The 12464-nt window shown below is 59.4% G+C and carries 14 protein-coding genes; 6 read left to right on the top strand and 8 right to left on the bottom strand.

What is annotated here, in order from left to right; all coding sequences use genetic code 11:
- Window positions 1-25: 25 nt before the first annotated feature.
- Window positions 26-196 (bottom strand): hypothetical protein, encoded by a 171-nt coding sequence (locus ATY79_RS30795; RefSeq protein ID WP_189637980.1) that lies wholly within the window; start codon window positions 194-196, stop codon window positions 26-28.
- 220 nt (window positions 197-416) lie between these two features.
- Here ATY79_RS30795 and ATY79_RS08525 point away from each other — a divergent pair, with 220 nt between their 5' ends.
- Both ATY79_RS08525 and ATY79_RS08520 read left to right on the top strand, forming a co-directional pair.
- Entirely contained in the window at window positions 417-767 is a 351-nt protein-coding gene (locus ATY79_RS08525; RefSeq protein WP_088703488.1) for a lactoylglutathione lyase, read from the top strand.
- Between the two features lie 28 nt (window positions 768-795).
- Entirely contained in the window at window positions 796-1500 is a 705-nt protein-coding gene (locus tag ATY79_RS08520; protein ID WP_088703487.1) for a DUF899 family protein, read from the top strand.
- Window positions 1501-1782: 282 nt separating this feature from the next.
- Here ATY79_RS08520 and ATY79_RS08515 read toward each other — a convergent pair whose 3' ends face one another.
- A complete protein-coding gene (locus ATY79_RS08515; RefSeq protein ID WP_088703486.1) occupies window positions 1783-2646 on the bottom strand; it encodes a class I SAM-dependent methyltransferase in 864 nt (287 codons plus the stop codon).
- 32 nt (window positions 2647-2678) lie between these two features.
- A complete protein-coding gene (locus ATY79_RS08510) occupies window positions 2679-3326 on the bottom strand; it encodes a TetR/AcrR family transcriptional regulator (RefSeq protein ID WP_210421399.1) in 648 nt (215 codons plus the stop codon).
- A 204-nt stretch (window positions 3327-3530) separates the two neighbouring features.
- On the opposite strand from ATY79_RS08510, the gene ATY79_RS08505 reads away from it, so the two are divergent.
- Entirely contained in the window at window positions 3531-4424 is an 894-nt protein-coding gene (locus ATY79_RS08505; RefSeq protein ID WP_088703484.1) for an NAD(P)/FAD-dependent oxidoreductase, read from the top strand.
- Between the two features lie 21 nt (window positions 4425-4445).
- Window positions 4446-4919 (top strand): isoprenylcysteine carboxylmethyltransferase family protein, encoded by a 474-nt coding sequence (locus tag ATY79_RS08500; RefSeq protein WP_088703483.1) that lies wholly within the window; start codon window positions 4446-4448, stop codon window positions 4917-4919.
- Here the strand turns inward: ATY79_RS08500 and ATY79_RS08495 are convergent, their stop codons facing one another.
- Complete coding sequence (locus tag ATY79_RS08495) at window positions 4920-5180, bottom strand: hypothetical protein (RefSeq protein WP_141105710.1); 261 nt, start codon at window positions 5178-5180, stop codon at window positions 4920-4922. It abuts the gene before it with no gap.
- A gap of 152 nt (window positions 5181-5332) precedes the next feature.
- On the opposite strand from ATY79_RS08495, the gene ATY79_RS08490 reads away from it, so the two are divergent.
- The gene (locus ATY79_RS08490; protein ID WP_189637979.1) at window positions 5333-6322 is read left to right on the top strand and encodes an AraC family transcriptional regulator; all 990 of its coding nucleotides are present in this window, start codon (window positions 5333-5335) and stop codon (window positions 6320-6322) included.
- Between the two features lie 59 nt (window positions 6323-6381).
- A complete protein-coding gene (locus ATY79_RS08485) occupies window positions 6382-7590 on the top strand; it encodes an MFS transporter (RefSeq protein ID WP_088703480.1) in 1209 nt (402 codons plus the stop codon).
- A gap of 223 nt (window positions 7591-7813) precedes the next feature.
- On the opposite strand, the gene ATY79_RS08480 is transcribed toward ATY79_RS08485, so the two are convergent.
- The 4 genes from ATY79_RS08480 to ATY79_RS08460 form a co-directional block, all read right to left on the bottom strand.
- On the bottom strand, window positions 7814-8632 hold the full coding sequence (locus ATY79_RS08480) for an alpha/beta hydrolase (protein WP_088703479.1): 819 nt from the start codon (window positions 8630-8632) through the stop codon (window positions 7814-7816).
- Window positions 8633-8743: 111 nt separating this feature from the next.
- On the bottom strand, window positions 8744-9334 hold the full coding sequence (locus tag ATY79_RS08475; protein ID WP_088703478.1) for a TetR family transcriptional regulator C-terminal domain-containing protein: 591 nt from the start codon (window positions 9332-9334) through the stop codon (window positions 8744-8746).
- A 575-nt stretch (window positions 9335-9909) separates the two neighbouring features.
- Window positions 9910-10968 (bottom strand): GSU2403 family nucleotidyltransferase fold protein, encoded by a 1059-nt coding sequence (locus ATY79_RS08465; RefSeq protein ID WP_245312332.1) that lies wholly within the window; start codon window positions 10966-10968, stop codon window positions 9910-9912.
- Window positions 10969-11614: 646 nt separating this feature from the next.
- Window positions 11615-12412, bottom strand: coding sequence for a hypothetical protein (locus ATY79_RS08460; protein ID WP_088703580.1), 798 nt, complete (start codon window positions 12410-12412; stop codon window positions 11615-11617).
- Window positions 12413-12464: the final 52 nt, after the last annotated feature.

Here is a 12464-nt window from a genome sequence, read left to right as displayed (position 1 = left end):
CAAAAACTGTCAATCGGAAGGTTGATCAGGGAGACAGGCACTCCTCACAGAGCCCGCAGCAATCTTCCTCAATGACGGCGCGACGCCCACAGCAGTCGCATGACGACATCTCAACTCCGCCACAGGTCTTCCGTTCCGGCGGCAGGATTTCCATCATGTCGTCGTCGAAAACGGTCGTGAGAATGAGTTCGTTCATACCGAGGCTCCGGGGGAATTCAAACTCAAGATGGTGATTCCGGCGTTGGAGACAAGATGGGTGTCTTGACGGTTCGAATGCGGACGACATTTCAGTCGTTGCGGATGCTGCACCGGAAGCCTGTGTGAGCTGCCTCCGGATTGCGAAAAAAGTTCTTTCGCCATGTCGGGAACGATCTTCGTCAGACGTCTTTTAAGCGTTGAGGACGAGGAGAGCCGACATGACGACGTCCGTTCAAGGGATTTACGCTGCGGTCGCGATACGCGGCCTTGAGTCTGCACTCGAATGGTATGCAACGTTCATGGGCCGCCCAGCCGACGACCATCCGTTGCCGCACATGGCGCAGTGGCGGGACATGGGGACAGCGGGGCTCCAGCTGTGGGGCGACGACGAACGGGCGGGAAGCGGGATCATGACGATCGTCGTACCCAATCTTGCCGCGGAAAAAGAAAGACTGGCCACCCACGGAATCTCGCCGGCTACCGAGGCAAGTGGAGCGTTCGGCGCGGTCGCAAACTTCTTCGACCGGGAAAACAATCGCATCATCATCGCTGAGCCGCCGAAAGGCTGATCAGCTTGCCGTTCAAGGGAGCGAAGACATGGACATTACCAATCCCAAACCCGCCGTGGATCTGGCCGCGATGCGGTCGTCGAGGTTCAAGAACGAAACCCAGGAATATGCGCAGGCCAGGACGGCCCTACTTGCGGAGGAAATCGAGGCGCGGCGGCATCTCACCCGCCTGGCCGAGCAGCGCCGTCGCCTTCCGCCAGGTCCGGTCGTGGAGAAGGACTATCGCTTCAAGGACGAGAACGGAAGCGAGCTCGGTCTTGCCGATCTGTTCGGTAGGCACGACACACTCGTGACCTACTTCTGGATGTTCGGACCGCAGCGCGAGCGACCCTGCCCGATGTGCACCAACTTCCTCGGTGGCGCAAACGGCAACGGTGCTGACGTCAAGCAACGCGTCGCCTTCAAGATCATCGGACGCAGCCCCGTCGAGCGGCAGCGCGCCTTCGCCATGGAGCGCGGCTGGCGCGATCTCGATTTCGTGCAGACCGTCGGCGACGACTATGCTCGCGATCTCGGGCTTCTGGACGACAAGGGCTATGAGTATCCGGGACTGACCGTCTATCAGAAGGACGGCAGCAAGGTCCGGGTCTTCTACAATGCCGAGATGCCGGTCGCAGCGGCGGATCCGGGACAGGACCCAAGAGGTGCAGTTGACGTCGCGCCGCTCTGGAACATTCTCGATCTGACGCCGGCGGGACGTGGCACGGACTGGTATCCGAAGCTCAACTACTAGGGGCTCTGTGGGCATTACTGCACTAATACCCGCTAAGGGAAATTGATTTGTTTGGATTGAAGTGGTTAGCGCGGATTGGCCTGAATCGTTCGAGGGGTCGGCCAATTTCGTTCCAGAGGTAGTCGCCGATTAGCCAGATATAAACCAATGGCAGCGGTGCAACCTGGGACAAAAGCCCGCCGCCCTACCTCCTCTGCGTTCCGGCCGCAAGCGGTGCGGGTCGATCGCGTCACGGCCGACGCCGAGCCATCGAGACGGGGCGTCTCCCCCTGTTAATCCCTGTCAGCTTGCCGGATTGCGCGCGGTGACGATCCACGCCGCGCCATCGAACAACACCGACCGCTCGCCGGGGCAGCCCGCGAAGGCGGCACGAACCGCGGCCGAGGCGCGGGCGCGGATGTCGTCGGGCTGATCAGCGAGCGCGCGCGACAGCGGGCCGACCTCGAGCGCCATCTCCACCGCGTCGTCGATCGCCGCGTCCCGCGTCCCGCCCTCGCCGAACGGGATGGAGGCATCGAATGGCGCGATAGCGATATCGGTGAAGCCAGCCGCCGTCAGGATACGCGCCACCCGCCCCTGGTCGCCGAACGAGAATGGGCCGGGCGCTTCGGGATCGGGCGGCGCCGTCGGCGGGACGATGCCCTTGATCGCGCCCATCGGCAAGCGCACCCAATCGTTCTCGACCATGCCGCGCCAGCAGACGAAAGCGACCCGCGCGCCCGGCTTGAGCGCACGGCGCATATGAGCGAACGCCGCCGCCGGATCGTCAAAGAACATCACCCCGAAGCGCGAGAACAGGATGTCGAACGCGCCCTCGGGCAACTCGGTGCTGCTGGCGTCGGCCACCTGGAACAGGGTCGGCGTATCCTGCGGCGCTAGAGCGCGCGCTCTGCCGATCAACGGTTCGGATATGTCCACGCCTAGCACATGGCCCCCCGCGCCGACGCGAGCGGCCAGATCCAGACTAGACGCCCCCGCGCCGCAGCCGACGTCCAGCACGCGTTCGCCCGTGGCGGGCGCGGCGGCTTCGATCGCGGCCTCGCCGAACACCGCCATCATGGCATCGAGCCGGACCTGGTAAGCGACCCAGCGCTCCCCGGTTTGGCCATTCCAGTCGGCTACCTGATAAACATTTTTCTCTGCCATGCCATTCCTGTTCTGATCCGTTCTTAACTCGGCTATCCGCCCGCCTGGTCGCTGCCACCGTGCGCGGCGATGAACATGGCGACGGCCGACCGGCAATAGGATTCAATTTCGTTGTCGTCCTCTGCTCGCGCCTCATCGAAGCGTGCGATAATCAGGAGATCGGATCCTTTGAAAAGCGCGGCAAACAAGCGAGCGGACTGGAGAGGATCGGGCACGTTCAGAGCCGCCTTCGCGTGCAACTGACACAACAGGGCCTCGATTTGGGCGATGACATGGGCGGGGCCGGCTTCGTAATGGAGCTTGCTTAACGACTTTTGATTCGTCTTGTCGGCCATAACCATGGCTTCGACACTGCGGACGTCCGGGCTCAACAGCGTGCGAAGGAGGGATGACCCCACCGCCATGAGCTGATCTTCGGCCGAACCGTAGACGCCTTCAAAAAGGGCTTGTGGTGCAAACTGATGGCAGCGGGCGGCGACGGCCGCGCTGAACAGCGCCTCCTTGTTCTCGAAGTGCCGATAGATGCTGAGCTTGGATATCTTCGCTCGCTGGGTGACCTTGTCCAATGTCGTCGCTTGAAAACCCAATTCCACAAAGAGTTCGTATGCTGCGTCGACTATCGTTTGGCCAAGCGCCTCGTTGGCTGGCCGGCCGCGTCGGCCTCGACTATTTTCGGTCACGAGCATTAAGATCCTTGACAGTATCATTATTCATGCTTTACGATACCATGCAGTATCAGAAATATGCAAGCCAAAGAATGGATTTTATCCTGTCCCCCAAATCGAGTTTCTCTAAGCCGCTTGGCCATATCGATGCGTATCGGTGGACGAGACGCGCCAAGGCTCAGCCAATCACATTCCCTCAACAGCACGGAGCTTATCACCATGGATGACGTCATCATCATCGGCGGCAGCTTTGCCGGTCTCGCCGCCGCGCTGCAGCTCGGCCGTGCCCGCCGCAGGGTCACCGTTTTCGATACCAGCCTGCCACGCAATCGCTTCGCCGGCCACTCGCATGGCCTGCTCGGCCACGATCACAAGCCACCGCTGGAGATCCTGGCCGAGGCGCGGAAGCAACTGGCACGCTATCCCACGGTCAGGCTGGTTAATGCCCGGGCCGACAGTATCTCCGGCGCCATCGATGATTTCTCCGTCCTCACTGGCGATGGCGAAAGCCTTGGGGCGCGCCGCCTCATCCTAAGCTATGGCGTCGCCGATCAGATGCCTGATGTTCCCGGCTTTGCCGAAAGCTGGGGCACCTCCATCGTGCCCTGCCCCTATTGCGATGGCTTTGAAGTCGCCGACCAGCATTGGGGCCTCGTCTGGTCCGGCCCGCCGTCGCACAATTATGTCAGGCTGTACCACGACTGGACCGACACCTTGACGGTCTTCGCTGATGGTCACGACATTTCACCCGATATACGCACCGATCTGGCGCGCCGCAACATACCTGTCGTCGATGGCCGGATCGCCGAAATCGCCCATCACCGGGGCCATATCACCACCGTTAATCTCGAAAGCGGCCGCAATGCCGGGGTCGATATCCTGTTCGCGCATCCGCGCAACAAGCCGTCCGCAAGCCTGCATGGGCCACTGGGCCTCGCAACGGTCAATACACCCTTCGGCATCGCCCTCAAGGTCGACGAGCGCCGCGAAACCAGTATGCCCGGAATCTACGCCGCCGGCGATCTCGCAAACCCGGCCATGAACTCGGTCACCACGGCAATATCGCAGGGCGCGACGGCAGGTATCTCCGCCCAGCAGTCGATGCTGGCTTGAGAGCACAGACTGGAGATGAGCATGGCCGTCGAACCGGACAGCGCGGGTGTACGCTTTCGTCCGCCCTTCGTCTATCTGGGAGCGCTGCTGTTGGGGCTGGCGGCGGAGCGATTCGTCACCCTGCGCTCTTTCGGCATCGACTGGCGGTTGCTGGTCGCGACGGGCGCGCTGCTGGTCGTTGCCGGTGCGGCGATGATGCTTGCGGCGGCGGGGTTGTTTCGGCGGCTGGGCACCAACGTTCCGCCATCGCGGCCAACGACCCTCATCGCAACGACCGGCCCTTATCGGTGGACCCGCAATCCAATGTATCTCGGCCTGGCGCTTATCTATGCCGGCCTTGCGATCGGCTTCGACGGGCCGATCGCCTTCGCCTTGCTCCCGTTGGTGCTGATCGCGATCCAGACGCAGGTGATCGCCCGCGAGGAGCGCTATCTCGAAGCGAAGTTCGGCGACGACTACCGCCGCTACAAGACCGAGGTTCGCCGCTGGCTCTGACTATTCCGCTGCTGCCGCCTGCGGGGCCTTCTGATAAACCAGCACCGGCTCCTTGCCGCGAGCTATCATATTCTGAAGGTTGCGGGCCGGTGTCACGGAAAACCGACTGGCCGGCTGACCCCGCAGTACAACCAGCGCCTGACGAGCGCACATATCCAAAACCAGAGACACCGAAGCCAGCATCAGCATCTCTCGTCCGACCGCTCTTGGAGAAGCCTGACACACATGGAGTTCGAACACGTCACCTTCGACCTGCCACACGGCACTTCCACGCGCTGCAGCGTGGATTGGCCGACAGGCATGCGATAGGCCGTTCTGGCTGCGCCAAGCTTGAAATCACGAACGATACGCAAATCAACCGCTTGGCGGGCCATCCTGCTTGAATGCCGGACGTTTGACACCAAATAAGCGAAATGTTCGACCATTCGTCTCGACCGCTGTCACCGGCAAATATCCCAATGGACGCGCTGAGCGAAGTCCTGCAAGACTTTCGCTTGAGTGGAGTCAACTATGGCCGCTGCGAACTCAGACATCCATGGAGCATCGCCTTTCCGCAACAACAGCTGCTTCGTTTTCACTTCGTCAGCCAGGGTCCGTGCTGGATCCATACCGAAGCTCAAGGGTGGCAGGAGTTGAACGATGGAGATCTGGTACTGCTGCCGCAAGGCCTCCCACATCGACTGGCGAGCGCGCCAGATGTTGAGGGCGACTCGTTAAAAAATTGTCAGATCACGAAGTTGGGAAGCAACGTCTGCGACGTGGTGCGCGAAGGAACGGGTGCGAACAGCACCCTTTTTTGCGGGTCCATGACTTTAGGTGCGCATGCGCTTAACCCCTTGATCGCTCTGATGCCACCAATCATCAAGGGCTGCGATGTGGCGGGCAATGACCCGATCGTTGGGCCCCTGCTTGCTGCGATGTCGGCGGAGGCGACACAGCCCCAAATGGGTAGCGCAACCGTGTTGTCGCGAATGGCGGACTTGCTCGCAGCGCGGCTAATCCGCTGTTGGGTCAATTGCAGCGGAGCCTCGACCACCGGGTGGCTCGCCGCCATCCGCGACCCCCACATCGGTCGTGTGTTGGCAGCCATGCACCGAGACCCTGGCCATAACTGGACCCTTGAACGCCTCGCCGGCGTGGCAGGCCAGTCGCGCTCGATTTTTGCCGAGCGCTTCAGCGCTGTCTTGGGAGAAGGCGCGGCACATTATCTCGGCCGTCTTCGAATGCAGCTTGCCCGGGAATTGCTGGGGCAAGGCGGCATGTCGGTTGCCGAAGTCGCTTCCCGCCTCGGTTACGAGTCGGAGGCATCCTTCGCCCGCGCCTTCAAGCGCATCACCAACCTCTCACCAGGTGTTGTGCGTCGCACAAATCCCGGACGAATGGACATGGATTTCGGATTCTAAGAGACATATTGTCCTAAAAAGTTCGTCTATGAAGGTCTCCAAACGTAGGAGATACATCAATGACGGACACAACATCACAGCTTGACGGAACCGCAATTGGCCTGGAGCGGGCAGAGATGTCCACGTGGACCGCGCCGACCTGGTTTGCCGTTCTTTCGATGGCAGCCACGAGCTTCGCTCTGGTCTCGGCTGAGTTCCTGCCGACGGGCCTATTGACGCCAATGGCGCGCGATCTCGGGATCAGCGAGGGGACAGCCGGACAGGTTGTCACCGCTACCGCTTCCGTGGGCGCCGTAACGGCCCTATTGAGCAATGTTCTCATTGGCAGACTGAACCGCAAGGCGGTGCTCGTCAGTCTCAGTGCGTTGGCGGTCGGCTCCAATATTCTTGCATCCTTAGCAACCGATTTTTGGCTGTTGTTGCTGGGCAGGGCTGGGTTGGGCGTCGCGCTTAGTGGCTTCTGGGCACTTTCAGTTGCTGTCGTGGCGAGGCTGGTGGGAGCCAATGCAACTGGTCGAGGCATGGCGATCGTTACACTCGGAGTCTCGCTCGCTACGATCGCTGCACCATCGATGGGTGCTTTGATCAGCGACTGGCTGGGATGGCGCATCGCCATGGCCATGACAGCGGGGCTTGCCGCGCTTGCCATGCTGCTGCAGGTAACCAGCTTGCCAACTTTGCCTGCAAGCACAAGCAACAGTCTCGCCGATGTTTTCGGGCTTACGCGACGGCGTGGCGTGCAACTTGGGATGCTTGCCATCTTTTTGCTGATGACCGGGCATTTTGCTGGATCGGTTTATGTGCGTCCCTTCCTTGAACAAGTGACGCTCCTTGAAACCAGATCGATCGCACTAGCGCTGCTTGGGTTTGGCATCGCTTCTGTGATCGGCAACATTGCTGGTGGCCGAATGGCCGATGCCAGTATCCGCAGAGCACTCGCTGTCACCGCGGCGCTGATGGCCTTCGCGGCGCTCGCCTTGCTGCTTTGGGGCGCTCATTTCGGCATTGCCTTCGCGCTCGTTACGCTATGGGGCTTCGCGTTCGGCATGGCGCCGGTGGTGCTGCCGACCAATCTTTCCCGCGAGGCGTCCGATGCTCTGGAGGCGGCAGGCAGTCTGATGGTCGTCTCTTTCCAGGTCGCCATCAGTATTGGCGCGGTTTTCGGCGGTTATGTCGTCGACAACTACGGCGCTGCAGGGCCCTTGACCCTTACTGCCGTCCTAGCTGCAGCGACGGTCTGCTTGGCGCTGCTGCAACCGCGCAGCTGATCTTTTTTCGGCTTGACAGAACAGGCTGTGGGGCCGCTGCGCAGGTGTAAAGAGGTGGCTCGGTTTGTTTGAACACTGTGGTGCCGATTTCTAAGTGGTTTCCGGGGCTATCGAGGAGGGTTTGAGCTTCTTGTTCGTCCGTCGTCACGACGACGAAACCCGAACCCTCCTCAATTTACAACCCGAAATGTTCACCATGGAAGACGATGGATGAGAGATGTCGTCAAGACCTTATGAACGAGAGCAAGTCGGGGTTGAGGACATCCGCATGTGTGGTTAGCATGCCATGGGGGTAGCCGGGATAAGTCTTCAGCGACCCGTTCTTGAGCAAGTTGACCGCACGCGGCACGGAACTTGCGAACGGGACGACTTGATCAGCCTCGCCATGCATCACCAGCACCGGCACGGTGATTTTCTTGAGGTCCTCGGTGTAATCTTCAAGCCAGGAGGCGACGGTCGCGTAGTGAGCGAGAGCGCCGCCGGCCATGCCTTGGCGCCACCAGTTCGCGATGATTGCCTCCGAAGGCTTGGCCCCATCGACGTTGTAGCCATAGAACGGATTCTCAGGAACGAAACGGTAGAACTCCGACCGGTTGCCCAGCAGGCCTGCCCGGATCGCTTCGAACCACTCCGGCGGTTGACCGGACGGGTTGTCCTCGCTCCGGTACATGTTCGGCGTCAGTGAGGCGACCAGCACCGCCTTCGAGACCCGCTCCTGGTGGCGAGCGACATAGCGAGCCACCTCGCCGCCACCTGTCGAGTGCCCGATATGGATCGCGTCGCGCAGGTTGAGGTGTTCCGTCAGGGCCGCGAGGTCGGCAACCCAGTGGTCCATGTCGTTGCCGTTGCTGGGCTGGTCGGACCGGCCGTGGCCGCGCCGGTCGTGGGCGATCACCCGATACCCGTGATGGAGAAAGAATGTCATCTGGGCATCCCAGTCGTCCGCTGTCAGTGGCCAACCGTGGCTGAAAACGATCGGCTGACCTGATCCCCAGTCCTTGTAGAAGATGTTTACACCGTCTTTAGTTGTGATCGTGGGCATTGTTCAGTTCCTTATGTTAGCCGCGGATTGACGTCATCACTCACTGGCGCGGCGTTCCAGCGAAAAGCTTGCAGAATATATGACCGGTCGTCTATTAACTGGTCAAATTGTTTAGGTCACGAGGGCGGGCAAAACGAAACCCTCGAAGCTGTCGAACGGCGACCGGTTACGTTCGACCTTGGCACGCGTCACCGCCCCTTCGAACGCGTCGATCAACGCCACGGCCACCTGTTCCGGATCCTTCCCAGCCGGCAATTCACCCTGGGCCTGGGCCTCCTGCAGGCATTCGGTGAGCGAGGCCGCCCATTGGCGATAGATCGCCGCCAGCTTCATGCGTACGAGCTCGCTCGATGGCGTGACCTCGAGCGCCATATTCCCGATCAGGCAGCCAACCGCGTAACGGCGGCGCTCGTGAAACTCTGCCAAGCCCGCGAAATAGCGCGTGATACGCGCGAGCGGCGCCATGTCGTGATCGGCCAAGATCGAGCCGTAGGTAGCAACGACCGAATCCCAATACTCGGTCAGTACTTCGGCAGCGAAAGCCTCCTTGCTTTCGAAATAATTGTAAAACGACCCCTTGGGCACACCTGCCACCGCCGTAATCTCCTGCACGCCGGTGGCATTGAAGCCGAGGGTGCTGACCAGGTCTCCCCCCTTTTCCAGGAGACGCGATCGAGTTTCCGGATTGGCTGGTCTAGGCATTATCAGGCTTTCGCGATTGATATGTAAGTTTCAATGATTTATATATGACCAGTCGTCTTTTAATTGTCAAGCGATGAATGCGATTTGCGTGACATTGTTCCAGCGTAGCGCTGCGCTCTTGCGCATGGTGAAAACGACCGTGTTCCGGGTGTCAGTGACAGAAAAGGAAATCCGTGCTGCTAAAGCCCAGCTACACGTCCGGAAATAGTGAGCTGAAATCAAATGTTCGGAAATCGCTGAGCCTCGCCAACGTTCTCGGTCTTGAAGGGATGCGAACCCCCGCCGCGCTTTTTGCTACGAGTAATTAGTTTTATCGCGTTGTATTTTAACGCCAATTGATCGTGCGAAGGTAGAAGAGGAGCGAAAGGCTCAAGGTCGAAATCCGAATGTTCCCGCTCGACCTGTCTCCAGCTGGAAACAGACTGTCGGAACCGTCGAGGTGGCAGAGCAAAAGCGGAAACTGCAGCAGGAGCAAGATGGTAAGTGCGAGGAGGACCAGAAGCCGAAGGGGCCGACACTTTAGCCCGCTCCCCTCCGAAACGAATGAGGCCCGCCTTTTCGAGCGGGCCAACTCTTTATTTCTTGAGAATGCCAACCATCCGATTGACAGCGCCCCAATAATCCTTGTGCATGGTTTCGGCTGCCTTCGAGATCGCCAGCTTCCAGGCAGGCCCGCGATCCCATGCCTCTTCCAGGGAGTCAGCCAGTGAAGACCCATGACCTGTGACCGGCAAGGCGTCGAATAGCATTCCTGCCTGCCTCAGGTCTTTATCCCGTTTGGCCTGGCCACCAGCGTCATTTTGGCGGCGACCGGCAATGATGAGCTTATGCACTGCATACCTGGAAGGATCAGGGATGACCACCGAGACACCGGCACCATGTAGCAGGATCGAACGAACGGGATCACGGATCAAGAAATCCATGAATCTTAGCGGTTCGGCCGACGCGCCACCGAGAGCGGGCATGTTGGCGGGTTTGTCCGAATATTCTTCGGCTCCCCTGTTCGTCGTCACGAATTCGACCCGATAGCCGGTTTGATTCCGGAAGGCATGAGATCGAGAGCTACCGCTGATGTGCGGCACGGCCCGGAACGTTGGATCAAGCCCTTTCAGGAGATCGATGATCGGCGGCAGTGAATCCGCCACTTCGGCGGAGATCGCGAAATCCTGGGCTAGATCTGCATCACCTGTTAGGATCGCCGCTGAGGGCAGACGGATGCCGAGATATGCCGAGTAGCATTGAAAAGCGACCGTGCCGATGAGAACACCGCGCAGTCGGAAGAGACCGGCCTTGGCAAGCGCTTGTACGACATCGCCGGTAAAGCGATCAGCAGCGATCAAACCGGCTTCCCGCGTCAGCGTGGAAACGAACTTGCGGCGGGCCTTATAGTCCGACTTCTCGCCCTTAAAGGTTTCGACCCGTTCCGAAATCATGGGATCGTCGGCAGGCCCGACATACCGCCGCTTCTGCCCGCCCTCACCGTCGGGTTGGTCGAAATACCAATAACGCCGACCATCGACAGCCACCGGCACGAATCTACCCGCCGGGGGGAAGTCTTCCGCCCAATCGTCATCGAATGCCCGTTGCTGAAGTTCCGCGACCATGGTCCGGAACATGAGATCTATCTGCTTGATCATGGCGGCCCTATATCGTTTCCGCAAATCTAGTATAGGTATGCTCTTTGAGCAAGCCGTGGTTGCTCACACACCCTATGGGCACTGCCCAGCCTCTACTCCTCTAACGCCAATCAATACCAAAAGGCATCATTATATTGTTTTCACGAATCTAGTATAGCTCCATCAATCAAATCGCACGCCTTGAAGGGATGCGAACCAGCGACCCGCTTTCTGCGATAAATTCTAGTGAAAATTCCGAGCCTTCACCTTCAGTGTATCGATATGAAGATCACGGACTTATCCCGAGCCCGACACTATTCCGAGCCCATTTCCTAAAGCCCGAGATTTCCGGTAATCTAGGATTGAAAGTTCGGCATAATTCGAACGCGTTGGAAGACAGGGTTCGGCCATAGGATAAATCGAACTGATGACTTTGAGCAACAAAGAACTTGCCTCACCAATCGATACTCTGAATAACTGCTTTTCGCTTCACACCGTTGTCATCTACGCGGCTTAGCCCTCCGCCCATACTTTTTCATTGAGTGAGGCTCTGGTAGCAAAGACCACCAAAATCGGCTTATTGAATTGAATCAAAGGAGTATTCCGGCAGTATTTTCGTCGCCAAAACATGCCACAGCCGTTGCCGCCCGCCGGAAACAAAGCCCTATTTCGGAAACAGGAAGGTTAGGACAACACGGAAGCCCCAGCCATCCGGGCCGCCTTCAGGAGACTCGACCCAGTAGCGCGCGCCAGCAGCAAGGCTGACTGGTTGTTCGCCAAATTTCAGGACCTTCGAAACTTGGAAGTTGACGGGGACGGACCATTCGTTGTGCTCCCAGTCGTACGTACTCTCGGTGTTCAGCGTGAAGGTCCAGGCTTCCGGAGTCGTGTAGGCGACGAACGGTTGCAGGAATGTGGAACTGATGTCGTCCCTGTTGCTCTGGCCCGCAAACGACCAGATATGGTTTGCGAGCATTCCGTAGGTCCATGGGCCCTCCTGCTTGAGGGCAACGGCCGTCGGACCGGCACCCCACTTGCCGCTGCCCAAAAACTCATCGGTGGCCGTTGGCAGCAGGAAGACCGGGCCCGCACCCCAGATAAGACCGTCGGGACCGGGTTGCTTGGGCGAGAAGAACAGGCTCTGCGTAATGTCGCCAAGCCCGAACTGATGCCCTGAATCGCCCGCAATGTCGTTTTGCCAGATGACCGGCGCGATCGTGCGGGAAATCAGGTTCCAGTCCTCGTTCAGGGAGAACGGGATCACGGGCTGGATGTTCAGGACTTCGTGGTTGCCATCCGCAGGCCCATAGCCGCTGTCGTAGTTGAACTGGAAGGGCACGCTGACCAACGAGGCGATGGGGTTGTTCAGCTTCTTCGCAAGGTCCACACTGGACTCCTGCGCCAATGCGGTATGCCCCGAACACAAAACAGTCACGATCGATGCGACCGAGGCGGTCGCCATTGCAAAAACCTTCATGCCCTATCCCCTCTGGCACCACAGTGCATAGTGAACC

Origin of the sequence: Rhizobium sp. R693 (assembly GCF_002211315.1) — a bacterium.
GTDB lineage: Bacteria > Pseudomonadota > Alphaproteobacteria > Rhizobiales > Rhizobiaceae > Rhizobium.
This window is presented reverse-complemented; position numbering and strand designations above follow the sequence as displayed.

Excerpts from the sequence above, each read along its gene's own strand:
- ATY79_RS30795 (WP_189637980.1), bottom strand. The coding sequence starts at position 196 with ATGAACGAACTCATTCTCACGACCGTTTTCGACGACGACATGATGGAA.
- ATY79_RS08525 (WP_088703488.1), top strand. The coding sequence starts at position 417 with ATGACGACGTCCGTTCAAGGGATTTACGCTGCGGTCGCGATACGCGGC.
- ATY79_RS08520 (WP_088703487.1), top strand. The coding sequence starts at position 796 with ATGGACATTACCAATCCCAAACCCGCCGTGGATCTGGCCGCGATGCGG.
- ATY79_RS08515 (WP_088703486.1), bottom strand. The coding sequence starts at position 2,646 with ATGGCAGAGAAAAATGTTTATCAGGTAGCCGACTGGAATGGCCAAACC.
- ATY79_RS08505 (WP_088703484.1), top strand. The coding sequence starts at position 3,531 with ATGGATGACGTCATCATCATCGGCGGCAGCTTTGCCGGTCTCGCCGCC.
- ATY79_RS08500 (WP_088703483.1), top strand. The coding sequence starts at position 4,446 with ATGGCCGTCGAACCGGACAGCGCGGGTGTACGCTTTCGTCCGCCCTTC.
- ATY79_RS08490 (WP_189637979.1), top strand. The coding sequence starts at position 5,333 with ATGTTCGACCATTCGTCTCGACCGCTGTCACCGGCAAATATCCCAATG.
- ATY79_RS08485 (WP_088703480.1), top strand. The coding sequence starts at position 6,382 with ATGACGGACACAACATCACAGCTTGACGGAACCGCAATTGGCCTGGAG.
- ATY79_RS08480 (WP_088703479.1), bottom strand. The coding sequence starts at position 8,632 with ATGCCCACGATCACAACTAAAGACGGTGTAAACATCTTCTACAAGGAC.
- ATY79_RS08475 (WP_088703478.1), bottom strand. The coding sequence starts at position 9,334 with ATGCCTAGACCAGCCAATCCGGAAACTCGATCGCGTCTCCTGGAAAAG.
- ATY79_RS08460 (WP_088703580.1), bottom strand. The coding sequence starts at position 12,412 with ATGGCGACCGCCTCGGTCGCATCGATCGTGACTGTTTTGTGTTCGGGG.